Source organism: Micropruina sp., from assembly GCF_027492755.1.
Lineage (GTDB): Bacteria > Actinomycetota > Actinomycetes > Propionibacteriales > Propionibacteriaceae > Micropruina.
This window is the reverse complement of record NZ_JAPUED010000118.1, coordinates 8277-34027: the sequence shown is the minus strand read 5'-3', so window position 1 is coordinate 34027 and position 25751 is coordinate 8277. Positions and strand designations below refer to the sequence as shown.

Sequence of the window (25751 nt, the reverse complement as noted above, 5' to 3'; positions counted from 1 at the left end):
CTCAGGACCGCCTCGGACGTGCCGACCCGGCATTCGTCGAACCGGCGATGGCCAGCACCCGCTCGGCCAGGGCGCCGGCGGCGTCCGGTGGCACCAGGTCGCGGCTCGCCCGGCGCATCGCCGGCAGCCGCTCCGGATCGTCGAACAGCGCCCGCACCTCGCGGGCCATCCGGACGGCGTCGAAGTCTGCGTTGTCGATCAGCAGCGCAGCCCCGCCGTCGACCAGGAAGGTCGCGTTGCGGGCCTGCTCACCGTTGCCGTGCGGCAGCGGCACGAAGACCACCGGCAGGCCGACCGCCGCGGTCTCCATCACCGTGCCGGCGCCGGAGCGGCCGACCATCAGATCGGCGGCGGCGTAGGCGTCCTCCATGGCGTCCACGTAGCCGAGCGGGACGTAGCGGGCGCCGGTGGTGTCGTCGGTCACCACCACGTCGGCGTCGGAGATGTTCTTCGGCCCGAGCACGTGCAGGATCTGGATGCCGGCGGCGAGCAGTTCGGCGCGGGCGCCCAGGGTGGCGGTGTTGATGCTCTGCGCGCCCTGGGAGCCGCCGGAGACCAGCAGGGTGGGTCGGTCGGCGTCCAGGCCGAACCCGACCCGGGCCTCCCCGCGGCGGGCCTCGACGTCCAGCTCGGCGATGCTGCTGCGCAGCGGCAGGCCGAGGTACTGCGCGCCCGGCAGCGGGGTGTCCGGGAAGGAGACGGCGACCAGCCGGGCGAACCGGGCCGCCACCTTGTTGGCCAGGCCGGGCAGCGCGTTCTGTTCGTGGATCACCACCGGGACGCCCATCGTGCGGGCCGCCAGGTAGACCGGCAGCGACACGTAGCCACCGAAGCCGACCGCGACATCGGCCTTCTCCCGGGAGAGGATGCGGCGGGCCTGGCGCACCGAGTCGACCAGCCGCCACGGCACCTTGAGCAGGTCGACGGTGAGTGAGCGCGGCAGCGGCACCGGCGGAATCAACTCCAGGCGCAGCCCGGCGGCCGGCACCACGGTCGTCTCCAGGCCTTTCGGGGTGCCGACCGCGACCACGCTGCCCGACGCGTCGGCGCGGGCGATCCGTTCGGCGGTGGCGATCAGCGGCGAGGTGTGTCCGGCGGTCCCTCCACCGGCCAGCACGACGTGAGCCATGATCCTCCTCGCGGTATGTCTCTCAGATGGGCTGCTGCGGGCCGCGGTCCAGAACTATCGGGATTCGACCACGGTGACCGCTTTGCGGCCCTTGCGCTTCTTGCGCTCGGCCAGCCTACGGGCGTCCGGCTCGAGCTTCGCACACGCCAGCAACAGGCCGATGCCGGCAAGGTTCGCCATCAACCCCGACCCACCGTAGGAGAGCAACGGCAGCGTGACGCCCAGCACCGGGATCATCCGCAGCACCACCATCACGTTGACCAGCGCCTGGATCATCAACCATGAGGTCACCCCGGCGGCCAGATAGCGGCAGAACGGCAGGTCGGAGCGCAGCGCGATGCGGAACCCGGCATAGCCCAGCACCAGGAACAGCGACAGCACCACCAAGGTGCCGACCAGGCCGAGTTCCTCGCCGATGATCGCCAGCACGTAGTCGGTGTGCGCCTCGGCCAGCGAGCCCCACTTCTGCCGGGACGCCCCCAGCCCCAGGCCCCACCAGCCGCCGGAGGCCAGGGCGAACACCCCGCGCAGCGGCTGCATGTTGACACCCATGGTGTCGTGGTCGGCGTTGAAGAAGCCGAGGATGCGGCCCATCCGGTTACCGGACGTGGCGACCAGGATGAGGACGGCCGCCGCCACCGTGACGCCGATCGAAGCGAGGATCTTCCAGGACGCACCGACGTACCACAGGATGGCCACCACGATGGCGCCCATGATCATGCCGGTGCCCAGGTCGTGCTGCAGCACGACCAGGCCGATCAGCAACGCCGAGACCGGCACGAACGGCACCAGCAGATGCTTGGGCTGGTCGAGCAGCTTCTGCTTGCGGGCCAGCAGATCGGCGCCCCACATGATGATCGCCAGCTTGCCCAGCTCGGAGGGCTGGATACGGAAGAACGACGTGCCGAACTGCACCCAGTTCTGGTTGCCTTTCGCCTCGCCCCAGCCGAGCGGGGTGAAGGTGAGGATCTGCAGCAGCAGCGCGGCGATCACCAGCGCCCAGCCCAGGATCTTCAGCGCCCGCGGTTGCAACCGCGACAACACCACGGCGGCGATACCGCCGACGGCGAGGAAGAAGACCTGCCGCTTGACGAAGTAGTAGGCGTCGCCGAAACGGACGCTGCCGAGCACGCTGGACGCCGACAGCACCATCATCATGCCGAGGCTGAGCAGCAGCACGGTCGGCACCAGCACCAGGTAGAAGCTGGCCTTCGGGTGCGCCAGCGCCTCGCCGATCACACTGGGCCGGCTGCGCCGGCGGGTGGCACGGGTGGTGGTCTGCTTACGATCCAGCGGGGAAGAAAGGATCGCCACTTGCCTCAGCCCTTCTCCTCGACTCCGGTGATCGCTCGGACCGCCTGGGCGAACGCCGTGCCGCGCGCGTCATAACCGCTGAACATGTCCTTGCTGGCACAGCCGGGAGCCAGCAGCACGACATCGCCCGGTCGGGCGAACCCGCGCGCGGCGGCAACCGCCTGCGCCATCGCACCAGTGTCGGTGGAATCGATGACGGTGACGGGGATCTGCGGCGCGTGTCGGGCGAGTGCGTCCGCGATCACCTCGCGATCGACGCCCAGCAGCACCGCGGCGCGCAACTTGTCGCCGTAGGCCTGGACCAGTTCGTCGAAGCTGGTGCCCTTGGCCTGGCCGCCGGCGATCCAGACGATCGAGTCGAAGGCCCGCAGCGACGAGGCGGCCGCGTGCGGGTTGGTGGCCTTGGAGTCATCCACCCACCGGACGCCGTCGGCCTCGGCGATGGTCTGGATCCGGTGGTCGCCGAGTTCCAGGTTCCGCAGCCCGTCGCGGACGGCGGTCGCCGGCACTCCGAACGACCGGGCCAGCGCCGCGGCCGCCAGGGCGTTCTCGACGTTGTGCGGAGCGTAGGGCCGGACGTCGGACAGCTTGCCGAGTTCCATCGCCGAGTCGCGACGCTGGGCGATGAACGCCCGGTCGACCAGCAGGTCGTCGACCACGCCGAGCTGACCGATGGTCGGGATGCCCAGGGTGAAGCCGATCGCCCGGGCACCCTCGGTGACCTCGGCCTCCTCGACCATGTGCAGGGTCGCCTCATCGGCCACGTTGTAGACGCAGCTATGGGTGACCCGGGAATAGATCCGGGCCTTGTCGGCGGCGTAGGCGGCCATCGCGTCCGCCGCGTCGCTGTCCCAGGACGCCGGGTCGGCGTACCACTCCAAGTGGTCGGGGTGCAGGTTGAGCACGGCCGCCGAGTGCAGGCTGAGCGAGTGGGTGGAGTGCAGCTGGAAGCTGGACAGCTCGACGGCCAGCACGTCGTAGCTGACCTCGTCGAGGATCGCCTCGACGATCGGACGGCCCACGTTGCCGACGGCGCTGGTGGTCAGCCCGGCGGCGGTCAGCATCGATTCCAGCATGTTGACGGTGGTGGTCTTGCCGTTGGTGCCGGTGACCGCCAGCCAGGGCACCACCCGGTCGGGTTGCATCATCCGCCAGGCCAGCTCGACCTCGCCCCAGACCGGCACCCCGCGCCGGCGGGCCTGCGCGATCAGCGGGGCGCGCGGCGTCCAGCCCGGTGAGACGACCAGCAGGTCGGCCTGCTCGGGCAGCGTCGCGGTCGACCCGGGGCCGAGCCGCACCTGGGCGCCGAGGATCTCCAGGATCTTCGCCTTCTCGGCGTTGGCCGCGGTGTCGGCGTCGTCGAGCACCAGTACCCTCGCACCCAGTTCGAGCAGTCCGTCGGCGGCCGCATAGCCGGACGCCGCCAGCCCGGCGACCACCACGGTGGCCTGTCCCCACGGCGACAGCCGGGTGGCGTCCGGCAACCAGTCGATCACGGTAGGCCCACCGTCCATTCGGCGTAGAAGATGCCCAGGCCGAGCGCGACGCACAGCCCGCAGATGATCCAGAACCTGATCACGATGGTGATCTCGGCCCAGCCCAGCAGCTCGAAGTGATGCTGCAGCGGGGCCATCTTGAACAACCGTTTGCCCTTGGTCGCCTTGAAGTAGCCGACCTGCAGCACCACCGAGAGGGTGATGATCAGGAACAGGCCGGCGACGATCAGCATCAGCAGCTCGGTGCGGGTGAATACCGACAGCGCCGCCAGGCCGCCGCCGATCGCCAGCGAGCCGGTGTCGCCCATGAAGATCTTGGCCGGGCTGGCGTTCCACCACAGGAAGCCGAAGCAGGCACCGGCCAGAGCCAGCGAAACCAGCGCCAGGTCGCGTGGATCACGCACCCAGTAGCACTGCGGGCCCGAGGTGGACAGCGTCGCGCAGGACTGGTTGTTCTGCCAGATGTTCACCAGGGCGTAGGCGGCGAACACCATGGTCGCCGCACCGGTGGCCAGGCCGTCCAGGCCGTCGGTGAGGTTGGCCGCGTTCGACCAGGAGGCGATCACCAGGACGATCCAGATCACCGCCGCCCAGATCGGCAGCTGCAGCCAGCTGATGTCACGCAGGAACGAGATGGCGTTGCTGGCCGGGGTGATGCCCTGGTCGTCGGGGAACTGGAAGGACAGGATCGCGAACGAGATCGCGACCAGCGCCTGCCCGGCCAGCTTGGCCCGGCTGCTCAGGCCCAGCGAGCGGGCCTTGGAGATCTTGATCCAGTCGTCGGCGAAGCCGACCAGGCCCAGCCCGGTGACGAGGTACAGCACCAGGATCCCGGACGCCGTCGGCGGCGACCAGGTGATCAGATGGGACAGCGCATAGGCGAAGATGACCGATCCGATGATGACGATGCCGCCCATGGTCGGAGTGCCGCGCTTGGTGTGGTGCGCGGTCGGGCCGTCGTCGCGGATGAACTGGCCGTAGCCGTTCTTGACCAGCACCCGGATCGCGAACCGGGTGCCGATCAGGGTGCCGAGCAGGCCCAGTCCGCCTGCGAGCAGGATGCTCCTCACGCCGTCCTCCCCGCCTCGCGCTGGGGGCCGGACGCCAGCGCGTCCGCCACCACGTCCAGGGCCAGCCCCCGGGATGCCTTGACCACCACGACATCGGACGGTTGCAGATCAGCCCCCGCCACCGCAACCGCGGCGGCCCGATCGGGGACCACCTGGACCGTCTCGCCAACCTCGCGAACCCCCGCGGCGATGTCGTCGGCGAACTCGCCCACGGCCACCACCTCGAAGCCGAGACCGGCGGCCAGCTCACCCAGCCTGCGGTGCTCGTCGGCGGCGTCCGGGCCGAGTTCGAGCATGTCGCCCAGCACCGCGATCAGCCGGCCCCCCGGACGCCGCATCGCGGCCACCGTGGTCAGCGCGGCCCGCATCGAGTCGGGGTTGGCGTTGTAGGAGTCGTTCACGATCAGCACGCCGTCCGCGCGTGGGCTGAGCTGCATCCGCCACCGGGACCGGGCGGTGGCGGTACTCAGTGCGTCGGCGATCAGTGCCGCCGGCAGGCCGGCCGCCAATCCGGCGGTGGCCGCGGCCAGCGCGTTGGCGACCTGGTGCCGTCCGGAACCCTGCAGGCGCACCGGCGCCGAGGCCTCGACCGCGCCCGCGGCGCGCAGGGTGAACGCGTAGCGCTGCAGCTCGTCCGGTGCGCTGTCGGCGGCCCAGACCCGCAGCTCCCCGGTGATCGGTTCGCCGGCCAGCGAGAAGGTGGCCAACCGAGCCGCGGTCCGGGAGGCCATGCCGAGCACCAGCGGATCGTCGGCGTTCAGCACCGCCCAGCCGTCGGCGGGCAATGCCTCGACCAGTTCGCCCTTGGCCCGCGCGATGCCGGCGACCGAGCCGAACTCGCCCAGGTGCGCGTGGCCGACGTTGAGCACCACCCCGATCCGCGGCGGCACGATGCTGCACAGCCAGGCGATGTGGCCGTCGCCGCGGGCACCCATCTCGCTGACCAGATAGCGGGTGTCGTCGTCGATGCGCAGGGCGGTGAGCGGCACGCCGATCTCGTTGTTGAAGGAGCCCTCGGGGCTCACCGTCGGTCCCGCCGCGGCCAGCACCTGGCCGAGCAGGTCCTTGGTGCTGGTCTTCCCCGACGAGCCGGTGATCGCCAGACAGACCAACCCGGACGCCGTCGCCTGCGCCACCACGCCCCGGGCCAGTGCGCTCAGCCCGCGCTCGGCGTCATCGACCACCAGGTGCGCCAGCGGCGCGTCCGTGGCCCGGGTACAGACCGCCGCCACCGCCCCGCGCCCGGCCGCCGCGGCGAGGTAGTCGTGGCCGTCGACGTGTTCGCCGGGCAGCGCCACGAAGACCGCGCCGGGCGTCGCCAGCCGGGAGTCGATCACCACGTCCGGGCCGGCCGGGCGGTCGCTGTCGATCGGCGCGGCACCCGCCAGCGCCGCGACTTCTCGAATCGTCCGTTCACGCACCTTCGCTGCTCTCCCCCACCAGTCGTTGCCATTCTTCGCGGAGCACCGCGACGTCGTCGAACGGGCTGATCACACCGGCCACGTCCTGACCGGTCTCATGCCCCTTACCCAGTACCGCCACCCAGCCTCGTCCCGCGGAGCGGCGCAGTGCGAGCCCGATCGCGGACCGCCGGTCGCCGCCGTCCACCACTTCGGCAGCCTCCGCTCGTTCGGCGCCGTCGCGGACGGCGGCCCGGATCGTCGCCGGATCCTCCGAGCGGGGGTTGTCGTCGGTCACCACCACCAGTTCGGCGTTCGCGGCCGCCGCGGCGCCCATCGGGCCCCGTTTGCTGGGGTCGCGGTCGCCGCCGGCGCCGAGCACGGCGATCCTAGGCGCCGGCAGGGCCGCCAATGCCGCTGCCACCGCCTCCGGGGTGTGTGCGAAATCGACAACGGCAGCCGGGGCACCCGGCCCCAGCTCGACCCGCTGCATCCGGCCCGGGACGGCGGCGGTGGCGAACGCCGGGACGGCCGCCGCCGCGTTCAGGCCGGCGGCGTGCACCATGGCCGCCGCGGTGATCGCGTTGGCCACGTTGAAGGCGCCCGGCATGCCGACGCTGAAATCGAGGGTGCCGGCCGGGGACGCGATCCGCACCGCCGTGCGGCCCGCGGCGTCCGGTTCGGCGCGGAGCAGCCGGAAGTCGGCCTCGGCAGCCCGTCCGGTGGTGAACAGCGGGGTGCCCTGGGCGCGGATCAGGCCGGCCAGCTGGCGTCCCCAGTCGCCGTCGATGTTCACCACGCAGGCCCGCGCCCGGCCGTCCAGGAAGAGCTCGGTCTTGGTCGCGAAGTAGCTCTCCATGTCGCTGTGGAAGTCGAGATGGTCACGGCCCAGCTGGGTGAACCCCGCCACGTCGAAGACGATCCCGCCGACCCGGCGCAGCGCGAGCGCGTGCGAGGAGACCTCCATCGCCACACTGCTGGCACCGGCGTCCCGCAGCTGAGCGAGCAGCTCCTGCAGGTCGGGCGACTCCGGAGTGGTGATCGTGCTGCGACTACGGTCGATGGCCGCCCCGGCCAGCCGGAAGCCGATGGTGCCCACAGTGCCGACCCGTTCGCCGAGCGCGGTCAGCGCCGCCTCGAGCAGGAACAGCGTGCTGGTCTTGCCGTTGGTGCCGGTGAGCCCGAACATGCGCATCGCCCGGGCCGGATAGCCGTGCACGGCAGCGGCCACCTCGGCCAGGGTGGCACGCGGGTCGTCCACCACGACGACCGGGACGCTCGCCTCGACCAGTTCCGCGCCGGCGGCGTCGGTGAGCACCGCTACCGCGCCGCGCCGGACGGCCTCGGAAGCGAACCGCGCGCCGTGGGTGCGTTGCCCCGGCAGCGCCGCATACACATCACCCGGCCGGACCGCCCGCGAATCGAGGGTCACGCCGGTGACGTCGGCGTCCCCCGCTCCGGGCAGCAGCCCGGCCAGGCGAGTAGCGCGCTCAGCCATGGTCACGACCCTATTACTGGAGCGGGAGTTTGACGCCCTTGGTGGACGACGGCGGGACGGCGTAGCGGGGCAGCGCCAGCTGCATCACGTCGTGCATGATCGGGGCCGCGACGGCCGCGCCGGAGGCGCCCTTCTTCGGGTTCCAGACCACCGCGTAGACCAGCACCTGGGGGTTGTCGATCGGGGCGACGCCGACCGTGGAGACCACCAGCCGGTCACGCGAGTAGCAGTTGCAGCCGGGATCGAACAGCCGCGCCGTTCCGGTCTTGGCGCCGATCCGGTAGCCGTTGATGCTGAACGCCGGGCTGGTCTGGTTCAACGCCTGCTGCTCCATCAGCGAACGCACCTGCGCCGAGGTGTTCTCGCTGATCACCCGGCGCGGCGTGGTGTCCTGGTTGGGCCGGGTGTAGGGCTGCCCGTCCATCGTCGAGATGACCGTGGGCGCGTGGTACACGCCGCCGTTGACGATCGCGCCGACAGCCGCCGCGTTCTGGATCGCGGTGACCGACAGTCCGCTGCCGAACGAGTTGCTGTCGCGGGTGTAGTCGGCGATGTTCGTCTTGGGCAACAGTCCTGCGGACTCGCCGCCCACCCCGATGTTGGTGCGCTTCCCGAGGCCGAACGCGGTGTAGTAGGAGTACAGCTGCTCCTTGCTCATCTTCCGGGCCAGGGTGATGGTGCCCAGGTTGGACGACTTGGCGAAGATGCCGCGGGCCCGCAGGGTGATCTCGCCGTGGCTCCAGGCGTCGTGCACCGAGTTGACCTTGTCGTACTTGATCACCGCCGGCACCTTGACCTTCTCGTCGGGGTCGATGGTGCCCGAGTCGAGCATCGCGGCGAAGGTGAGGATCTTCTGCACCGAGCCCGGCTCGTAGGCGTTGGTGGTGATCCGGTTGGTCATGTCCTGGGGATTGCTCTTGCCCGGGTCGTTGCTGTCGAAGGACGGCGCATTGGCCATCGCCAGCATCTCGCCGGTGTTCGGGTTCATCACCACCACCGCGGCCGCTTCGGCGCCGGTGTCGGCGAGCGCCTTGGCGAGCCGCTGCTCGGCCAGCAGCTGCAACGAGTTGTCGATGGTCAGACCGACGTTGTGGCCGTTCTGCGGCGGGATCAGTACGTTGTCGCCGAGCGGGATCTTGCCGTTCGGCGAGGAGTCGTAGACCTCCTTGCCGTCGGTGCCCTTGAGTTGCTTCTCCAGCGACAACTCCAAGCCGCCGGCCGCCTCGCCCTGCTGGTTCACCCAGCCGATCAGGTTGGACGCCAGCGAGCCGTTCGGGTAGCGCCGGGTCGGGGCGGTGATCCGCCGCAGGCCGAGCAGCTTGGCCTGGGTCATCTCAGCCTGGATGTCGGCGAAGGTCTGCGCGGGCACCCGCTTGGCGATGACCTTGTAGGACGACTTCGGGTCGGTCAGCTGCGGCAGGTACGACTGCGGGGTGTTGCCCAGATGCCTGGCCAGGATCTCGGCCAGCTGCTGCGGCGCCGCGGCAGCCACCTCGCGGTCGTAGCTGGTCATCTGGCCGTCGGTCATCTTGCCGTTGGTCCGGATCATCTTCGGGTCGGCCACCACCTGCACCGTGTCCTCGGTGAAGGCCAGGATGTCGCCGTAGCGATCGCTGATCTCACCGCGGGACGCGGGCAGCACCTGGGTCTGCTGCATCTGGTCGGCGGCCGCGGTCGCATAGGTCTTGGCGTCGAACGCCTGCACCTGCAGGGCGCGGCCGGCGCACAACGAGAAGACCACGGCGATGGCGATCAGCAGCGCCCGCAGCCGACGGATCGGCGAGACCAGCGGCAGCCGGGCGCGGCGCAGCCGGGACAGCTGCCGGGCCGCGGTGGACTTCGGCGCCGTCATCGGCCGCTCTCGTTCCGCTTCTTGCCGGACTCACCCGGCTTCTTCGCCTCTGCCTTCTTCTTCGCCGCCTCTGCCTTCTTCTTGGCTTCCGCCGCCTTCTTCTTGGCCTCAGCCGCCTTCTTCTCGGCCGCGGCCTTCTTCTCGGCGGCCTTCTGCTTCGCCTCCGCGGCCTTCTGCTTGGCCTCGGCGGCTGCCTTGGCGATGGCCTCCTCGCGGGCCTTCGCGATCTTGGCGAGTTCCTCGGGGGTCCGGTAGCGGACGTCCGGCACCTCCTGACCGGTCATCGCGGTCGGCTTGCCGATGATCTCGCCGCTGGGCAGCTGCAGGTAGGCCGGGTAGGGGTTGGGCACCATCCCGAGCTTGGACGCGGCCACCGCCAGCCCCTCGCTGGAGCGGGCCTGGGTGACCTCGGTCTCCAAAGCGGCCATCCGGTAGCCGAGCTGGGTGGCCACCTTCTGCTGGTCGCGCACCGCGAAGGCCTGCTCCTGCAATGCCGTGTTGAGCAGCAGCAGCCCCACCATGCCCAGCGCCAGCAGCACCCCGAGACCCAGGATGAACGGGATGCTGGCCACCGTGCGCTGCGGTCGCCGAACCTCGCGGAGACTCTCCCGCGGCACGCGTTGCTCGGAGCGACGCTGACCAGGATTGGGTTTCGGGGCCAGGAGTGCTGTCATGCTGCTACCTCGTTGATCCGTTCTCCCGCGCGCAGCCGTGCCGAGGCGGCGCGCGGATTGACCTGCACTTCGTCTGTGTCGGGACGCTCGGCGCCGCGGGTGAGCAGCACCAGCCGGGCCCGTAGGGCGGCCGGGACCTCCGGCAGCCCGCGCGGGGCGCGATCGGTGGCCGCCTCGCGCAGCGCGTTCTTCACCAGCCGGTCCTCACCGGAGTGGTAGGCCAGCACCGCCAGGCGTCCGCCGGGTGCCAGCGCGTCGATCGCCGCCGGCAGCAGGCCGGCCAGGGCGGTCAGTTCGTCGTTGACCGCGATACGCAGCGCCTGGAAGGTGCGCTTGGCGGGGTGTCCTCCCCCGGACGCGCGGGCCGCGGCCGGGATCGCCTGTTCGATCACCCGGACCAGCCGGGCGGAACCGGTGAACGGCTCCGTCGCGCGTTCGGCCACGATCCTGCGGGCGATCCGGTCGGCGAACCGCTCCTCGCCGAACCGGCGCAGGATGCGGGTCAACTCGGCGACGTCGGCGGTGTTCAGCAGTTCGGCCGCGGTCAACGTCTGAGTGTCGTCCATCCGCATGTCGAGGGGGGCGTCGGCCCGGTAGGCGAAGCCGCGTTCGGTGCGGTCGATCTGCATCGACGACAGCCCGAGGTCGGCGAGGATCGCCTGCACCGCCGGGCGCTCGGCCTCGGCGAGCACCTCGGGCAGTTCGTCGTAGCGGGCCTGGAACAGGGCCACCCGGTCACCGAACGGGGCCAGTCGGGCCGCCGCGGCGTCCAATGCGTGCCGGTCGCGGTCGATGCCGATCAGCCGGGCCTGCGGACAGGCGGTGAGAACGGCCTCGGCGTGACCGCCGAGGCCGAGGGTGCAGTCCACGTAGGTCGCCCCGGGAGCTTGTAGGGGCACGCTGAGCAGCTCAACGATGCGCGTGCACATCACCGGCACGTGCACAGCCTGCTGCCCGTCCATCTCGACCCCTCCATCAACCTTGGATGGCACCCTCGCGTGCGCCGTGGTTTCAATCCGTGGGGGCCGCCTGGCACCGGGGAAGGTGCGCCAGGGGGCGTTGCCCTCGGATTGAAGCCGCACCGCACGCGACGGTGTTGCTTCGGCGGGTTACCCCGCTCCGAATACCTCTTCGTCCATTTGTGCGAAGGCCTCCTCCTGCGCCGCGGCGTAGGAGGCCCAAGTCTCCGCGTCCCACACCTCGATGTGGTCCAAGGCGCCGATCACGACGATCTCCCGACGCAGGCCCGCGTAGTTCCGCAGGTGCTCCGGCACGGTGATCCGGCCTTGGCTGTCCGGTGTGGACGAATCCGCACCGGAGGCGAACATCCGCTGCACCGAGCGCACCTTCGCCAGGCTGGACGATCCCGCGATCATCCGATCGGCAGCCGCCTGGTAGGCGGCTGGGGTGAAGATCGCCAGGCAGCGGTCAGGCTGCCTGGTGATGACCAGGCCCCCGTTCAGTTCCTCGCGGAACTTCGCGGGGAGGAAGAAACGACCTTTGTCATCGAGCTTCGGCGTGTGGGTTCCCAAGAACATCTGGGACCCACCCCCTCGACTCTGTCCTCCACTTGGCGCCACTGTACTCCACTTTCCTCCACTGAGGTATCAGTGCGCGCCCGTCGGTGCGTCGGAGACGCCCGGTAGGGTGGCCGCAGCGCCGAGGCCAGAGGGGGAATTCGTGGAACGCAGCCCAGCGAGCCAGGTCGACGACCTGCGCGCTGTCGCCGACGACATCCGCACCGCGGTGCAGAGCGTGATCGAAGGGAAACCCGAAGCCGTGGAACTCGCCCTGGTGGCGCTGTTCTCGTCGGGTCACCTGTTGATCGAGGACGTCCCGGGCGTCGGCAAGACGATGCTCGCCAAGGCGCTGGCCCGGGCCATCGGGGGCACCGCGCAGCGCATCCAGTTCACCCCCGACCTGCTGCCCAGCGACATCACCGGGGTGTCGATCTTCAACGCCGAGCACCGGGTCTTCGAGTTCAAACCGGGCGGCGTGTTCGCCAACGTGGTGATCGGCGACGAGATCAACCGGGCCTCCCCCAAGACCCAGTCGGCGCTGCTCGAGGCGATGGAGGAACACCAGGTCACCGTCGACGGCGTCACCCATCCGCTGCCGCACCCGTTCCTGGTGGTCGCCACCCAGAACCCGGTCGAGATGGAAGGCACCTATCCGCTGCCCGAGGCGCAGCGCGACCGGTTCAGCCTGCGGATCTCGATCGGCTACCCGGTACGGGCCGCCGAGATCGCGATGCTCGACCACCACGGCGGCGGTGATCCGCTGGGCGAGTTGCAGCCGGTCACCGACGCCGACACCGTGGCCGCGCTCACCGACGCAGTGCGTGCGGTCTTCGTCCACACCGCGATCAAGGACTATCTGGTGGCGATCCTGGAAGCGACCCGGACCAGCCCCGACGTCCGGCTCGGCGGTTCACCGCGCGCCGGCCTGCAGCTGCTGCGGGCCAGCCGGGCCCGGGCCGTGCTGCAGGGGCGCAATTACGTGATTCCCGACGACATCCAGGCGCTCGCCGCACCGGCGCTGGCGCACCGCATCCTGCTCAGCCCGGCCGCCCAACTGGCCGGACGGAGCGCCGACGACGTGGTGCGGGCCGCGGTCGACGGTGTCGGCGTCCCCGACCGCGACTGACGATGGTCCGGCTGACCGCGCGCGGCCTGGGCCTGGTCACCGCGGCGGTGGTCCTGTTGATCGCCGCGGGCGTGACCGGACTGCGTCCGCTGGCCTGGCCGGCCGGCCTGCTGCTCGGCCTGGTGGCCGCGTCGACCCTGCTGGTCTGGCTGTCGGCGCGGCGCGCCTGGCTGCGGCGCCGACTGTCGACCGACCGGGTGGCGGCCGGCGCCTCGGTGCCGGTCCGGCTCGACCTGAGCCGGGACGGCATCGGGCTCGGCGCCTGGGGATATCTCGAGGACGCGGTGCCGCCGGGGCTGGCCGGTGCGCCGGTGTTGCCGGTGCCGTCCGGCTGGGGGCATCTGGAGACCGAGCTGCACTACAGCCTGGGCACCTTCCTGCGTGGCCGGTACCGGATCGGACCGTGCCGGTCGACGACGCTCGATCCGCTCGGGCTGGCCAGCTCCCGCCGCCGGCTGGGCGGCCGCAACCTGCTCACCGTGACGCCCGCCGTCCATCCGCTCGGCGCGACCACAGCAGGGGCGGGCACCGGCCTGGTCGGCGAGGCGACGCAACGCCGCAGCAGCGTGCTGGGCCCCGATGACGCGCTGATCCGCGAGTATCGGCCGCGAGACGAGCTCCGTCGCATCCACTGGCCCTCCACCGCCCACACCGGGACGCTGATGGTGCGCCGCGAGGAGCACGCCTGGGAGCCCAGCGCGCTGATCCTGCTGGACAACCGCAGCACCGGGCATGTCGGTGCGGGGCCGGCGTCCAGCTTCGAGTGGGCGGTGTCGGCGGCCGCTTCGGTCGGTGCGCACCTGATCGACGCCGGCTACGACGTCACGCTCAGCGAGACCGACGGACGCCGGCTGACGGTGGCCGGGGACGCCACCCGGGAAAGCCTGCTCGATCACCTGACCGACAGCACGCTGACCGATGCCGGGGACTTGGCCGACGCGTTGCGCTCGGACAGCGGCGGCCGGGCCGAGTTGCTGATCGCGATCATCGGACGGCTCTCCCGCGCCGATGCGCTGGCGCTCACCACCCTGCGGCGGCACGGCGCACTGTGCCGGGCGATCCTGCTGCAACCCACCGAGCCCGACCCCGACGACCCGGCTGACATCCTGCTGGCCAACGGCTGGCGGGTCGTCCGGGACGCGGCCGCCGGCGGGATCCCGCAGGCCTGGACAGCCCTGGCCGACGAGGTGCCGCGATGATCCGGGCCTCGGACCGGACCGGCGCCGCGGTCGCGATCGCGATGGCGCTGGCCCTCACCACGCTCGCTCCGATCACTTCCGACAGAGGGCTGTTCCTCGACTGCGTGCTGCTGATCGCGGTGATCGGCGCCGCCGGGATCGTCGCCCGCCGGAGCTTGCGCAACGACTCGGTGGCCGGGCTGGCGCAGGCCTCCCTCGGCGTCCTGGCGCTGGCCGGACTGGCCCTCAACGCCGGGCTGACCAACCCGTTCGCACTGCCCGCCGTGCTGTCCGACGGCGTGCATTGGGTGGCGGCCTCGTCGGCGCCGATGGGGCCCAACCTCGGCGTCCGGCTGATCACCACCAGTGCCATCGGCGTGCTCGCCTTCCTCGCCGATCAGCTCGCGGTGACCCATCGGCAGGCGGCCTGGACCCTGCTGCCGCTCGGCATTCCCTACCTGCTCACCGCGTTGGCGCTGCCGGCATTGGTTCCGTTCGGCGCGCTGCTCTGGCCAGCCGTCGGCTATCTGCTGGTGCTGTTGGCCGACACGTCCGGACGGATGCCCCGGTCGGCGGCGTCCGCCAGGACCGGCTGGGGCCTGCTGACCGGCGGCCTGGTCTGCCTGCTGGTCGCCACCCCGTCCGCACTGCTGGCCGGCCTGGTGACCCCGGGACTGAATCCGGGCAAGACGGCGCCGTTCACCGGCCAGGGCCCGGTGCAGATGGGTGACCCGTCGCTCGACCTGCGCCGCAACCTGCAACTCCCGGTGGACCGGCGGGTGCTCAGCTACACCACCAGCAGCGGCGACGGCACCCGGTTGCGGCTCACCTCGCTGCCCGCCTTCGACGCGACCGGCTTCCACCTCGAGCCGATCGACCTGTTCTCCGGACCGCTGCCGGCCCCGCCCGGGGTGACGGCCGGACGTCCGCGCTTCCAGGTCGACGTCAGCATCACCGACTTCAACTCCCAATGGCTGCCGCTGCCGTACGCGCCGGCGGAGTTCACGGCGTCCGGGAGTTGGCGGCACGACCCGCTCTCGCTGAGCGTGCTGGCGACCGGCGACGGACGCGACGCCGCCACCAATGGCCTGCATTATCAGGCCACCATCGTCGATGTGGCGCCGACCGCGCAGCAGGTGGCCGCCGCGGGAGCGGGCGATCCCAACGACCGCGGGGTAACCGCCGCGGTGCCCGCCGACCTGCCGGTCCGGATCCGTACCCTGGCCGAGGAGATCACCCGGCGGGCGACCACCGACGGGCAGAGTGCCCAACTGATCCAGGACTGGTTGCGCTCGCCCGCCTTCAGCTACAGCCTGGATCCCGCACCCGGCTCGGGCTACGACGCCCTCACCCGGTTCCTCTTCGACGATCGCCGTGGCTATTGCGAGCAGTTCGCCACCTCGATGGCCGTGCTCGCCCGCACCGTCGGCATCCCGGCGCGGGTGGCCGTCGGCTTCCTGCCCGGTGAGCGCGCCGGGGACGCCTGGGATGTGTCGATCCGCGACATGCACGCCTGGCCCGAGCTGTACCTGGAGGGTCTGGGCTGGGTCGCCTTCGAGCCGACGCCGGCGGTCGCCGAGCCACCCGACTATGCGACGGGCACGCAGACGACTCGGCCGACCCATTCGGCGACGCCGTCGGCCTCCGCCACTCCGAGCGAGGAGCCCGAGCCGAGCGTGGAGCCGGAAGCGCCCGAGCCCGAGGCGGCACCCACCGACCCGACGGCCGGGCTTGACCTCGGCTGGCTGGGCTGGGCCGGCGGTGCACTGCTCGCCGGCGCGGCGGCGGTCACGCCGACGCTGCTGCGTCGTCGGCGACGCACGCTGCGGTTGGCGGCCCGGACGCCGCGCGCGGCAGTGACCGGCGCCTGGGACGAGATCAGGGACAGCGTCTGGGACGCCGGACGGCAATGGCCGGCCGGCTCACCGCGACAGATCGGCACGACGCTCGCCGACGGATTGCCCCCCGACGCGGGTGCCGCGCTGCGGCGGGTGAGCCTGCAGGTCGAGCGGGCCCGCTACGCGGAGGATCTGGGCGAACTGGGCGAACTCGGTGCGGACGTGGCGGCGGTGCGCAGCGGCCTCGCTGCAGGCGTCAGCCGTCCACGGAAGTGGGGGCGGGAACTGCTGCCACGGTCACTGTGGCGGCGCCTGCACTGGCGCGGATAGCTGGGGATAGCCGAACGGGAGGGTTACTGGCCCTCGTCCTGGCGACGGCGCCAACGCTCTTCCATCTTGTCCATGAACGCCTTCTCACCCTGCGGCGAGCGGCTCGACGGGTGCGCGGCTGCGGTTTCGCCGACGTGGCGCCACGAGGTGATCGCGACCACGGTCGCGGCGAGCATGATGACGAAGCCGACGATGCTCAGCGCCGGGCTCAACTGCATGCCACCGATCAGGCACCCGATGCCGATCAGGAAACCGACGCCGGCCAACGCGGCTCGACGACGATGCAGCCGCCGGGTCGTGGTACCGCGCAGAGTACTGGCCAGCTTGGGATCCTCGGCTGCCAGAGCCTCCTCCAGCTGCGAAAGGAGTCGCTGTTCGTCCTCTGAGAGAGCCATGCCAACCTCCCTTCGGGTTCAATGGAGCACGCACGGCTGAGCCGCAAAGCAAGTCTAGGCTGGCGACCCACCAAACGGAACAAAGTTCGAAAACGGCTCACCCCGAAGGGGTGGATTCCGTCGCGTCGCGCCGGGTCAGCACCGCACGTTCCAAGCAACGCGCACCGAATTTGGCGCGCACCGCGTCCATCGCCAGCTCGGCCTCGCGCCAGCCACGCTCCGGGTCGCCCAGCGCCGGCTGACAGTACGCCCGGCCGGCCTCGACCAAGCCCTGCACCCGGACGCCGACCCGACGGACCCTGGCGTCGGAGCGGCCGATCCGACCGAACAGCGCGACCGCCTGAGCGTGCAGCTCGTCGGTACGGTCGGTGAGGCCGGTCAGTGTCGCCGAGCGCGAGGTGGTGCGGAAATCGGCGAACCGGATGGTGACGGTGAGCACTCGGCCGAGCACCCCGGCCCGGCGCATCCGCCGGGCCACCGTGGCACAGACCCGCAGCAGTTCGGCGCGCAGCTGCGCAGGGTCGGCGATGTCGTGGGCGAAGGTGTGCTGGCAGCCCACCCCGCGCTCACCGGGCCGGGCGATCACCCGGCGGGAGTCCCGTCCCCAGGCGAGTTCGGCCAGCAGCGCTCCCTGATGACGACCGAAGGTGCGCTGCAGGGTGCCGACCGGGGTACCGGCCAGGTCGGCTACTGAAGTGATGCCGAGCCGATGCAGCCGGGTGGCGGTGGACTCACCCACACCCCAGATCCGCTCGATCGGAAGCGGATGCAGGAACGCGGCCTCGCCGCCCGGCGGCACCTCGATCAGCCCGTCGGGCTTGGCCTGGGACGAGGCGACCTTGGCGACGAACTTGGTGCGGCCGATGCCGACCGAACAGGTGATGCCCTGCTCATCGGCCACCAGTGCCCGCAGATATTCGCCGAGCGCCCGCGCCGAACCGAACGCCCGCAGGCTGCCGGTGACGTCGAGATAGGCCTCGTCGATGGACGCCATCTCGACCTGCGCGGTGACCGATTCGAAGACAGCGCCGATGCCCGCCGACACCTCGGTGTAGGCATCGAAGTCAGGAGGGACCGCCACCGCCTGCGGGCACAGCCGGCGGGCCCGCGCCGAGGGCATGCCACCGACGATGCCGAAGGCGCGCGCCCGGTAGTTGGCGCTCAGCACCACACCCCGGTGGGCCCCGCCGACGTAGACCGGCAGCCCGGCCAGGTCAGGGCGGCGACGCAGCTCGACCGAGGCGTAGAAGGCGTCCATGTCGACGTGCATGATCACCCGCGGATCGACCGCCGGTGAGGCGGTCACGGTCATGACACGTCTTGTCGCGACAACGACCGGCCCAGCCGACGGGCCACCCGGTCGAGGAAGATGCCGACGTCGCGGAGCAGGTCATCGGCCTCGCGCGCGCTGATCACGGCCACTGCCCCGGAACGCACTGCCTCGCATTTCGGCGCCAGCGCGGCGAAGAAGCCGGCCCACTCGGCATACTCCGGGGCGGTCCGGGCGAGCACCTGCCAGACGTTCTGCGGACGAGTCGATGCCCTGCCGACGGTGCGGCAGGCGAGCACCACGGCCGCCACCCGCAGTGCGGCCAGGTGGGCCAGCAGGAACCGGTCGGACGGCCGTTCGGCGCATTCCGCCTCGGTCAATGCCGCAGTCGCCGCCGCCAGAACCGGGACGCCCGACCGGGAATCCTCACGCTCGTCGATTGCGCGCACGAAGTCCTCCCCTCGGTCACCACGTCGTTCGGCCGGAAAGGAGCCGCGATCCCCGGTGCGGACGGGGGTCGAGGTCCGTCCGCACCAGGGAGTTGCGAGCCCTCCCCCTGACTCATTATCGAACGTTTGTTCGATGTCGCTCCAGCATAGCTCTCCAGTGCCGGAACACGTCAAGCCTGACAGCGGGCACCGACAGAAAACCCGGGCGTCGCACCGGTGCTGTGCGACGGAGGTTCTCCGGGGACGCCCGTCGGGCAGCACCAAGGGGTCCGCAGGCAGGGCGTATGTCGGCTGGCCGGCCCCCACCTGCGGAACCTCTAAGGTGACGCCATGAAGCGCATCCTGCTGATCAGGGCGGTCAACGTCGGCGGCACCGGCAAGCTGCCGATGGCGCAGTGGCGGGAACTCGCGGAGTCGCTGGGCGCTCGCGACGTGTCCACCTACATCGCCTCCGGCAACATGGTGTGCACCCCGCCCGACGACGACGAGGCGTTCGAGCGGGCACTGGAGCGTGCCGTGGAGGAGAAGTTCGGCTTCTTCCGCGAGGTGATCAGCCGGTCCCGCGACGAGGTGATCGCCGCGCTGGAGGCCCACCCGTTCGAGATCATCGAGCCGAAGTACTCCTACATCAGCTTCCTCACCGCGGCACCCACCGCCGCGGCGATCGCCAAGGCCGGCGAGGTCGAGACCGGTGACGACCGCTGGGCGGTCCTCGGCCGGGAACTGCACCTGCGCTACGCGAACGGCGCCGGACGAGCACAGCTGAAGGACGCCGCCCTGGGCCGCGCCCTGGCCGTGGCCGGTACCGCGCGCAACCTCAACACCGTCCGCAAGCTGATCGAACTGGCGGCCTGATGCCGCTGCGGGCGGCGTCCGGGAGCCTGGCGTGAGCACGATCGGGGTGGTCGGCGGTTCGCTGGCCGGCATGGCGGCGGCGGCCCGGTTGGCGAAGGCCGGCCACCAGGTGCTGTTGTTCGAGGCCGGTGACCGGCTGGGCGGACGCTGGGCCGAGTCCGGTGCCCTGCCACCGGTGTTCACCTTCCCGGCGCCGTGGCGTGACCTGTTCCGCAAGTCGGGGCGTCCGTTCGATGCCGAACTGGCCCGCAGCGGGCACGCGCTGGTGCCGGCAACGCCCGCCGTCCATCATTTCGCCGACGGGAGTTCGCTGACGCTGCCGGCCGACCGGGGCGACCAATGGGCGGTGTTGAGCGAAGCCTGGGGCACGCCCGCGGCCGCCCGCTGGCGGGACCTGCTGGACGATCTCGACGAACGCTGGCAACTGCTGCGCCGGCTCGGGCTCGAGGACGAGTTCACCGACGCCGCGTTGACCCCGCGGCGCCGTCAGGCTCTCGGCCTGAACCACAGCCTGGCCCGGATGGCCCGCCGCTTCGGCCACCCGCAGGCGGCGGCCCTGCTGCGCTCGACGGCCTGGCGGATCGGGTCACGGCCGGAGCGAGCCCCGGAGTTCGTCGCCGTCCGGCTGGCGCTGGAGCGCACCTTCGGCCGCTGGCAGCTCACCCGCGACGGTGCACCGGTGCCGGCCACCGAGCTGATCGACCTGCTGACCGCACGCCTGGCGTTGCGCCGGGTCGAGGTGCACACCGGGGAACCGGTGACCGCACTCGCCGAAGGCACCCTGACCACCGCGTCCGGCACGGTCGCGGTCGATGCGATCGTCGCGACGGTCAACCCCTGGGAGTATCTGCGGCTGACCGGCGGTGAGCCGACGCTGCGTCGTCGCACCGCCTGGACCCGGCCCGCCCTGGCCCCCCGAATCACCGTGATGCCCGCGCCGGCGGAGATCGCCGAACAAGGATCCGGATCGGGCCTGGCTGACCAAGCCCGATCCGGATCCTTATCCGCTGTCGCGGGAAACCGCTCGGACGACATGGTCACCGAACACGTCCAGCACACCTCGACCGGGGTCAAAGTGGAGTACCGGCTTCCCGGCCAGGCCGGGCAGGTGATCATCCACGACCACACCGCCGGCACGCCCGATCCGTCGTTCGGCACCCGCTGGACCTCGCCCCGCACCTGGCTGCGGCAGCCGCCGCTGCGCCCGGAGACCCCGACGGTCACGCTGGCGAGCGCGTCCAGCCGGGGCGGCAACGATCCGTGGGCACAACTGCTGTCGGCGGCGCTGGCCACCTACGTCACCCACGAGAACCTCACCGGTGCCGACATCCGTCCGACCAACAAGGCGGTCAAGGTCCGCTGACACCGCTGGTTCGAGCTTGTCGAGGCCGGTGCCGGCGGTGCGGCGTCGATCAGAGCAGGAGCAGCACCAGCAGCAGGATCGCCACCGCGATGCCGGTGCCGAGACCGGCGGCCAGCATGATCGCGCCGCGGTTGCCGGCGCTCTTGGCCGGAACCAGCTCGCCGGGCGCCACACTCCCCTGCTCGATCACGGACGGCACCGCGAAGGTGTCCTTGGCCGGCAGGGCGGAGACCACGTCCGCGACATCACCCAGGGTGCGGGCGGCGAACACCCGGTCGAGCATCGCCCGGTAGTCATCGGTGTCGATCCCGCCGCGGGCGAACTCCTCGTTCAGCCGTCCGGCCAGTTCCTCGCGCTCGCCGTCGGTCAGCGGATCCAGCGGCCGCGAACGGTACTTCGACGAGATCGGCAGGTTGTCCACCCACCCAGGCTAGCCGGACGACGCAGCGCTCAGGCGAGCACCGTCATCTCGACCTCGACGTACATCTCCGATTCGGCGGCGCCGGAGTAGATGCCGCGCAGCGGCGGCACGTCGGAGTAGTCGCGTCCGATGCCGACCTCGACGTGGAACTCGCCAGGTGCCGAATCATTGGTCGGGTCCAGCCCGACCCAGGCGCCGTCCCAGTACTGCAGCCAGGCGTGCGACTCGGCCTTGCGAACCTCGCCGAGCACCGGATCAGCGGCCGGCATCAGGTAGCCCGACACGTAGCGGGCCGGGATGCCGACGCTGCGCAGCGCGCCGAGCGCGACGTGCACCATGTCCTGGCAGACGCCCGCCCGGGCCTTCCAGACATCGCGCGAGCTGGTCCGGACGTGGGTGACGCCGGGCACATAGTCCACCCGTTCCCGGATCGTCGCCGCGACCGCGGCGACCGTCTCAGCCGGACTGGCCTCGCGGGCGACACCCGCGGCGAAGTCACGCAGCTCGGAGCCCGGGTCGATGTGGTCGGTGAGCGTCAGCATCTCGACCATCCGGTCCTCGAGCCCGGGGTCGCGCAACTCGTCCCAACTGGCGCCGGGCGCCTGCTCGCCGGCGCGAGTCACTTCGACGGTGGCGGTGGAGGTCACCCCGAGCCGGGAATGCCGCTCGCGGATCTCGAACGAGGTCACCTTGGTGCCCCAGTAGTCGCGGTAGCTGAGCACCCACGGCGTCGGCTGAATGTCGATGCGGGACGACAGCACCCACTGCTCGCGGCTGGCCCGCGGGGTCATCCTGACCTCGTTGTGCGAGCCGAGCACCGGCTCGCGATAGGCGTAGCCGGTGTGATGGACGATCCGGATCTGCCTGGTCACTGTTCGCCTCCCCGCCACACAGCGGCTGTGGCGCCCTCGAAATAGCGTTGGCTGATCGCCGTGCTGGCCTGGTTGCACACCCACTGCAGGTCGGCCATCCGGCTGGGCAGGTCGTGCAGCACCTCGCCGGGCGGCCGGTACTCCAGCTCGGCCCGGGCGGTGCCGAGCAGCCGCTGGGCGGCGTCCTCGATGCCGGCCCGCCGTTCGGTCTGGCCGAGATCGGCCAGCGCCTCCTCGGCGGCGGTCAGGGTGAACACCAGCGAGCGCGGGAACAGCCGGTCGAGCAGCAGGAACTCGGCGGCGTCCCGGTCGGTGGTGACACCGCCGTAGGTGCGCAGGAAGGCGTGATGCGCGCCACAGCCGCGGAGCAGGTTGTTCCAGGCGCTCTGCGAGCCCGACGTCAAGGACGCCGACTGGATCAGCCGGGCGGTCATGTCGGCGCGCTCGATGGAGCGGCCGAGCACCAGGAACCGCCAGCCCTCGTCGTGGCTCATCGTCGAATCGGCGGTGCCGGAGATGACCGCGCAGCGCTCCCGGATCAGCTTGAACGCGGTGGCCGGACGCATCCGCTGCAACCGTCCGCCGCGCACCGAGTTCCAGGTGGTGTTGATCGCCTCCCACATCTCGGTCGAGACGGTCTCACGGGCCCGGCGGGCCGATTCCCGGGCGCCACCCAGCGCGGCCGCCACGGACGCCGGCGAGGCCGCGTCGTAGCACAGCGCGGTGAGCACGTACTGGGCGTCGGCGGTGCTGCCCTCCGGAGGCGGGCAGCCCATCACCTCCAGCAGCGACTGCCCGGCGGCGTCCTGGTCGACGCTCGGGTCGTCGAGCAGCAACTGCAGGTGCACCTCGACGATCCGGCAGGTGTACTCGGCGCGCTCCAGGTAGCGGCCGATCCAGAACAGCGACTCGGCGATCCGGCTCAGCATGACGCCTCCGTTCCCCGGCCCTGCTGTTGCTGCTGCTCCTGTTGCTGCTGGACGCCTTCCTCACCGATGTCGACCCGTGGCACGCCGATCGGCACCGGCTTGGGCCTCGACCGCTTCCGTTGCGCCCGGACGCCGTCGCGGGCCAGCACCCAGGTGTCCTTGGAGCCACCGCCCTGGGACGAGTTCACGATCAGTTCGCCCTCGGGCAGCGCCACCCTGGTCAGGCCGCCGGGCAGCACGTAGATGTTGCTGCCGTTGTTGACCGCGAACGGCCGCAGGTCGACGTGCCGGGGCCGCATGCTGCCCTCGATCATGGTGGGCACGGTGGACAGCTGCACCACCGGCTGGGCGATCCAGCCGCGCGGGTTCGCCAGCACCTCGCCGCGCAGCTTGTCGAGCTTGCGCCTGCTGGCGGCGGGGCCGATCACGATGCCCTTGCCGCCGGAGCCGTCCACCGGTTTCAGCACCAGCTCGTCCAACCGGTCCAGCACCTCCTCGCGGGAGTCCGGATCCTCCATCCGCCAGGTGTCGACGCCGGGAATGACCGGCTCCTCGTTCAGGTAGTAGCGGATCAGGTCGGGCACGTAGGTGTAGACCAGCTTGTCGTCGGCAACTCCGTTGCCGACGAAGTTGGCCAGCGTCACGTTGCCGGCCCGGACGGCGTTGATCAGGCCCGCGCAGCCCAGCATCGAGTCGGCCCGGAACGTCGCCGGGTCGAGGAACTCGTCGTCCAGCCGACGGTAGATGACGTGCACCGGGCGCAGCCCCTGGGTGGTGCGCACCCGGACCCGGCCGGCCTGGCAGACCAGGTCGCGGCCCTCGACCAGTTCGACGCCCATCATCCGGGCCAGCAGCGCATGCTCGAAGTAGGCCGAGTTGTAGACGCCCGGGGTGAGCACCACCACGTTGGGGTCGGAGATGCCGTTGGGTGCGGCGGCCCGCAACGCCGCCAGCAGCTGCAGCGGGTACTGCTCGACCGGGCGGATCCGGTGCCGGCTGGTCACCTCGGGCAGCGCCGAGAACATCGCCCGCCGGTTGGTCATCACGTACGACACCCCGGACGGCACCCGCACGTTGTCCTCGAGCACCCGGAAGGTGCCCTCGTTGTCACGGATCAGGTCGATGCCCGAAACGTGCACCCGGACGCCGTTGGGCGGCACGATGCCGTGCATCACCCGGTGGAAATGCGGCGAACTGGCCACCACCCGGCGCGGGATCACCCCGTCGTCGAAGACCTTGCCGTCGCTGTACACGTCGGCCAGGAACGCCTCCAGCGCCTTGACCCGCTGGGCGACTCCGGCCTCGACCACCGCCCACTCGTCGGCGAGCAGGATCCGCGGCACGATGTCGAGCGGGAAGGGCCGTTCCTCGCCACCGATGTCGAAGGTGACGCCCTGGTCGAGGTAGGTGCTCTTCAGGTAGTCGGCCCGCGAGCGGACCTCGTCCGCTTCGAGCTTGCCGAGCTGGCGCAGCGCGGACGAATACGCCGTCCGCACGCTCCCGTCGCCGGCGATCATCTCGTCGAAAGCCGGCCCCGATGCCTGGTAATCCGAGAACAGTGCGCTCACGTCGCTCAGAGTATTGCCGAAATGTTTCGCGGCGGTATCACTCGTGCTGTGTGTCCCGCCGGGTCGGGTACGGTGCTCTCACGTCCCGGTGCGTTCAGGCAGTCCGCACCGGCCGACTCAGCGACGCTGGTCCGAGGCCGGACCGTGCCCCTCAGACAGCCGGATCAGAAGGGTTTCGATGAATTTCCGCAATGTCCAGGCCCCGACTGCCGTGGTGATGGTGCGTCCGCACCGTTTCCGGGTGAATCCGCAGACCCTGGCCGACAACGCGTTCCAGACCCTGCCCACCGGTGAACTGGCCTCCGACGCGATCGCCGCCGCGGCCAGGCAGGAGTTCGACTCGGCCGTCGACCAGCTCTGCGCGGCAGGCATCACCGTTCACGTCTTCGACGACTTCGGCCAACTGGACACCCCGGATTCGGTCTTCCCGAACAACTGGTTCTCCACCCACCACGGCGGACGGATCGCGATCTACCCGATGTACGCACCGAACCGTCGCCGGGAACGCCGCGCCGACGTGATCGACCTGCTGAAGAGCACCTACCGGGTGCAGGAGGTGATCGACTACTCGGGCCTGGAGTACGACGACCTGTTCCTGGAGGGCACCGGGGCGATGGTGCTCGACCACGCCGAGCGGCTGGCCTACGTGGCCAACTCGCACCGCGCCGACCCGGTCATCCTGGAGCGGTTCTGCACCGCGTTCGGCTACGAACCGATGGCCTTCCCCACCGCCGGCCCGGACGGCCGCGCCGTCTACCACACCAACGTGATGATGGGCATCGCCTCGGAGTACGTGCTGATCTGCCTGGACGCGATCAGCGAACCGAAGCGGCGCGACCAGGTGGCCCAGCGGCTCGCCGACAGCGGACGCGCGGTGCTGGAACTCAGCTTCGACCAGGTCGCGGACTTCGCCGGCAACACCATCGAGCTGACCGGGACGAACGGACGGGTGCTGGCGCTGTCCGCGCGCGCCGCCGGGGCGCTCACCGACGCGCAGCGGGCGGTCATCGAGGAATCCGCGACGCTGCTGCCGCTGGACATCCCCACCATCGAGCGGGCCGGCGGGTCGGTGCGCTGCATGATCGCCGGGGTGCACCTCACACCGCGCTGAGAGTGAGACCGTTGGTTGAGCTTGTCGAAACCCTCACCACCGTTGGTTGAGCTTGTCGAAACCCTCACCACCGTTGGTTGAGCTTGTCGAAAC

Annotated in this window: 23 protein-coding genes; 6 read left to right on the top strand and 17 right to left on the bottom strand. The window is 71.0% G+C overall.

Features of this window, described 5'->3' with window-relative positions:
* Nucleotide 1 precedes the first annotated feature (1 nt).
* The 10 genes from murG to mraZ form a co-directional block, all read right to left on the bottom strand.
* Nucleotides 2-1129, bottom strand: a complete 1128-nt coding sequence (gene murG, locus Q0066_RS08355; protein ID WP_298131932.1) for an undecaprenyldiphospho-muramoylpentapeptide beta-N-acetylglucosaminyltransferase — start codon at nt 1127-1129, stop codon at nt 2-4.
* 54 nt (nt 1130-1183) lie between these two features.
* On the bottom strand, nt 1184-2443 hold the full coding sequence (ftsW, locus tag Q0066_RS08350) for a putative lipid II flippase FtsW (RefSeq protein WP_298131931.1): 1260 nt from the start codon (nt 2441-2443) through the stop codon (nt 1184-1186).
* A 5-nt stretch (nt 2444-2448) separates the two neighbouring features.
* On the bottom strand, nt 2449-3957 hold the full coding sequence (murD, locus tag Q0066_RS08345; RefSeq protein WP_298131929.1) for a UDP-N-acetylmuramoyl-L-alanine--D-glutamate ligase: 1509 nt from the start codon (nt 3955-3957) through the stop codon (nt 2449-2451).
* Nucleotides 3936-5009 carry a phospho-N-acetylmuramoyl-pentapeptide-transferase gene (gene mraY, locus Q0066_RS08340; protein WP_298131928.1) on the bottom strand — a complete coding sequence of 358 codons (1074 nt, stop codon included), beginning with the start codon at nt 5007-5009 and terminating at the stop codon, nt 3936-3938. The genes murD and mraY overlap by 22 nt, the downstream gene beginning before the upstream one ends.
* Nucleotides 5006-6430: a UDP-N-acetylmuramoyl-tripeptide--D-alanyl-D-alanine ligase gene (murF, locus tag Q0066_RS08335; RefSeq protein WP_298131926.1), complete on the bottom strand. Its 1425-nt coding sequence runs from the start codon at nt 6428-6430 to the stop codon at nt 5006-5008. The genes mraY and murF overlap by 4 nt, the downstream gene beginning before the upstream one ends.
* Complete coding sequence (locus Q0066_RS08330) at nt 6423-7907, bottom strand: UDP-N-acetylmuramoyl-L-alanyl-D-glutamate--2,6-diaminopimelate ligase (RefSeq protein ID WP_298131924.1); 1485 nt, start codon at nt 7905-7907, stop codon at nt 6423-6425. Before Q0066_RS08330 ends, murF begins: the two co-directional genes overlap by 8 nt.
* A gap of 13 nt (nt 7908-7920) precedes the next feature.
* The gene (locus Q0066_RS08325; RefSeq protein WP_298131922.1) at nt 7921-9759 is read right to left on the bottom strand and encodes a penicillin-binding protein 2; all 1839 of its coding nucleotides are present in this window, start codon (nt 9757-9759) and stop codon (nt 7921-7923) included.
* Complete coding sequence (locus Q0066_RS08320) at nt 9756-10433, bottom strand: hypothetical protein (protein WP_298131920.1); 678 nt, start codon at nt 10431-10433, stop codon at nt 9756-9758. Before Q0066_RS08320 ends, Q0066_RS08325 begins: the two co-directional genes overlap by 4 nt.
* The gene (rsmH, locus tag Q0066_RS08315; RefSeq protein WP_298131918.1) at nt 10430-11395 is read right to left on the bottom strand and encodes a 16S rRNA (cytosine(1402)-N(4))-methyltransferase RsmH; all 966 of its coding nucleotides are present in this window, start codon (nt 11393-11395) and stop codon (nt 10430-10432) included. Before rsmH ends, Q0066_RS08320 begins: the two co-directional genes overlap by 4 nt.
* Before the next feature lie 147 nt (nt 11396-11542).
* Nucleotides 11543-11971, bottom strand: coding sequence for a division/cell wall cluster transcriptional repressor MraZ (gene mraZ / locus Q0066_RS08310; protein WP_298131917.1), 429 nt, complete (start codon nt 11969-11971; stop codon nt 11543-11545).
* 142 nt (nt 11972-12113) lie between these two features.
* Here mraZ and Q0066_RS08305 point away from each other — a divergent pair, with 142 nt between their 5' ends.
* The 3 genes from Q0066_RS08305 to Q0066_RS08295 are packed head-to-tail and all read left to right on the top strand — an operon-like array spanning nt 12114 to nt 16425.
* Nucleotides 12114-13079, top strand: coding sequence for a MoxR family ATPase (locus Q0066_RS08305; RefSeq protein ID WP_298131915.1), 966 nt, complete (start codon nt 12114-12116; stop codon nt 13077-13079).
* Nucleotides 13080-13081: 2 nt separating this feature from the next.
* Nucleotides 13082-14278, top strand: coding sequence for a DUF58 domain-containing protein (locus Q0066_RS08300; protein ID WP_298131913.1), 1197 nt, complete (start codon nt 13082-13084; stop codon nt 14276-14278).
* On the top strand, nt 14275-16425 hold the full coding sequence (locus tag Q0066_RS08295) for a DUF3488 and transglutaminase-like domain-containing protein (protein ID WP_298131911.1): 2151 nt from the start codon (nt 14275-14277) through the stop codon (nt 16423-16425). Before Q0066_RS08300 ends, Q0066_RS08295 begins: the two co-directional genes overlap by 4 nt.
* Nucleotides 16426-16448: 23 nt before the next feature.
* On the opposite strand, the gene Q0066_RS08290 is transcribed toward Q0066_RS08295, so the two are convergent.
* From Q0066_RS08290 to Q0066_RS08280, 3 genes are all read right to left on the bottom strand, one after another.
* The gene (locus Q0066_RS08290; RefSeq protein WP_298131909.1) at nt 16449-16820 is read right to left on the bottom strand and encodes a DUF3040 domain-containing protein; all 372 of its coding nucleotides are present in this window, start codon (nt 16818-16820) and stop codon (nt 16449-16451) included.
* Nucleotides 16821-16917: 97 nt separating this feature from the next.
* Nucleotides 16918-18132, bottom strand: a complete 1215-nt coding sequence (dinB, locus tag Q0066_RS08285) for a DNA polymerase IV (RefSeq protein WP_298131907.1) — start codon at nt 18130-18132, stop codon at nt 16918-16920.
* Nucleotides 18129-18539 (bottom strand): SAV_6107 family HEPN domain-containing protein, encoded by a 411-nt coding sequence (locus tag Q0066_RS08280; RefSeq protein WP_298131906.1) that lies wholly within the window; start codon nt 18537-18539, stop codon nt 18129-18131. Before Q0066_RS08280 ends, dinB begins: the two co-directional genes overlap by 4 nt.
* Before the next feature lie 330 nt (nt 18540-18869).
* Here Q0066_RS08280 and Q0066_RS08275 point away from each other — a divergent pair, with 330 nt between their 5' ends.
* Together Q0066_RS08275 and Q0066_RS08270 are read left to right on the top strand one after the other, a co-directional pair.
* A complete protein-coding gene (locus tag Q0066_RS08275; protein ID WP_298131904.1) occupies nt 18870-19394 on the top strand; it encodes a DUF1697 domain-containing protein in 525 nt (174 codons plus the stop codon).
* Between the two features lie 31 nt (nt 19395-19425).
* Entirely contained in the window at nt 19426-20757 is a 1332-nt protein-coding gene (locus tag Q0066_RS08270) for an FAD-dependent oxidoreductase (RefSeq protein WP_298131902.1), read from the top strand.
* 49 nt (nt 20758-20806) lie between these two features.
* Here the strand turns inward: Q0066_RS08270 and Q0066_RS08265 are convergent, their stop codons facing one another.
* The 4 genes from Q0066_RS08265 to Q0066_RS08250 are packed head-to-tail and all read right to left on the bottom strand — an operon-like array spanning nt 20807 to nt 24547.
* Complete coding sequence (locus tag Q0066_RS08265) at nt 20807-21178, bottom strand: DUF1707 domain-containing protein (RefSeq protein ID WP_298131900.1); 372 nt, start codon at nt 21176-21178, stop codon at nt 20807-20809.
* Between the two features lie 29 nt (nt 21179-21207).
* Nucleotides 21208-22050 carry a transglutaminase family protein gene (locus Q0066_RS08260; protein WP_298131899.1) on the bottom strand — a complete coding sequence of 281 codons (843 nt, stop codon included), beginning with the start codon at nt 22048-22050 and terminating at the stop codon, nt 21208-21210.
* Nucleotides 22047-22979: an alpha-E domain-containing protein gene (locus tag Q0066_RS08255; RefSeq protein ID WP_298131897.1), complete on the bottom strand. Its 933-nt coding sequence runs from the start codon at nt 22977-22979 to the stop codon at nt 22047-22049. Before Q0066_RS08255 ends, Q0066_RS08260 begins: the two co-directional genes overlap by 4 nt.
* Nucleotides 22973-24547 carry a circularly permuted type 2 ATP-grasp protein gene (locus Q0066_RS08250; protein ID WP_298131895.1) on the bottom strand — a complete coding sequence of 525 codons (1575 nt, stop codon included), beginning with the start codon at nt 24545-24547 and terminating at the stop codon, nt 22973-22975. The genes Q0066_RS08255 and Q0066_RS08250 overlap by 7 nt, the downstream gene beginning before the upstream one ends.
* A gap of 178 nt (nt 24548-24725) precedes the next feature.
* Here Q0066_RS08250 and ctlX point away from each other — a divergent pair, with 178 nt between their 5' ends.
* Entirely contained in the window at nt 24726-25658 is a 933-nt protein-coding gene (gene ctlX / locus Q0066_RS08245) for a citrulline utilization hydrolase CtlX (RefSeq protein ID WP_298131893.1), read from the top strand.
* Nucleotides 25659-25751: the final 93 nt, after the last annotated feature.

Excerpts from the sequence above, each read along its gene's own strand:
- murG (WP_298131932.1), bottom strand. The coding sequence starts at position 1,129 with ATGGCTCACGTCGTGCTGGCCGGTGGAGGGACCGCCGGACACACCTCG.
- murD (WP_298131929.1), bottom strand. The coding sequence starts at position 3,957 with ATGGACGGTGGGCCTACCGTGATCGACTGGTTGCCGGACGCCACCCGG.
- Q0066_RS08330 (WP_298131924.1), bottom strand. The coding sequence starts at position 7,907 with ATGGCTGAGCGCGCTACTCGCCTGGCCGGGCTGCTGCCCGGAGCGGGG.
- Q0066_RS08325 (WP_298131922.1), bottom strand. The coding sequence starts at position 9,759 with ATGACGGCGCCGAAGTCCACCGCGGCCCGGCAGCTGTCCCGGCTGCGC.
- Q0066_RS08320 (WP_298131920.1), bottom strand. The coding sequence starts at position 10,433 with ATGACAGCACTCCTGGCCCCGAAACCCAATCCTGGTCAGCGTCGCTCC.
- rsmH (WP_298131918.1), bottom strand. The coding sequence starts at position 11,395 with ATGGACGGGCAGCAGGCTGTGCACGTGCCGGTGATGTGCACGCGCATC.
- mraZ (WP_298131917.1), bottom strand. The coding sequence starts at position 11,971 with ATGTTCTTGGGAACCCACACGCCGAAGCTCGATGACAAAGGTCGTTTC.
- Q0066_RS08300 (WP_298131913.1), top strand. The coding sequence starts at position 13,082 with ATGGTCCGGCTGACCGCGCGCGGCCTGGGCCTGGTCACCGCGGCGGTG.
- Q0066_RS08295 (WP_298131911.1), top strand. The coding sequence starts at position 14,275 with ATGATCCGGGCCTCGGACCGGACCGGCGCCGCGGTCGCGATCGCGATG.
- Q0066_RS08290 (WP_298131909.1), bottom strand. The coding sequence starts at position 16,820 with ATGGCTCTCTCAGAGGACGAACAGCGACTCCTTTCGCAGCTGGAGGAG.
- dinB (WP_298131907.1), bottom strand. The coding sequence starts at position 18,132 with ATGACCGTGACCGCCTCACCGGCGGTCGATCCGCGGGTGATCATGCAC.
- Q0066_RS08275 (WP_298131904.1), top strand. The coding sequence starts at position 18,870 with ATGAAGCGCATCCTGCTGATCAGGGCGGTCAACGTCGGCGGCACCGGC.
- Q0066_RS08255 (WP_298131897.1), bottom strand. The coding sequence starts at position 22,979 with ATGCTGAGCCGGATCGCCGAGTCGCTGTTCTGGATCGGCCGCTACCTG.
- ctlX (WP_298131893.1), top strand. The coding sequence starts at position 24,726 with ATGAATTTCCGCAATGTCCAGGCCCCGACTGCCGTGGTGATGGTGCGT.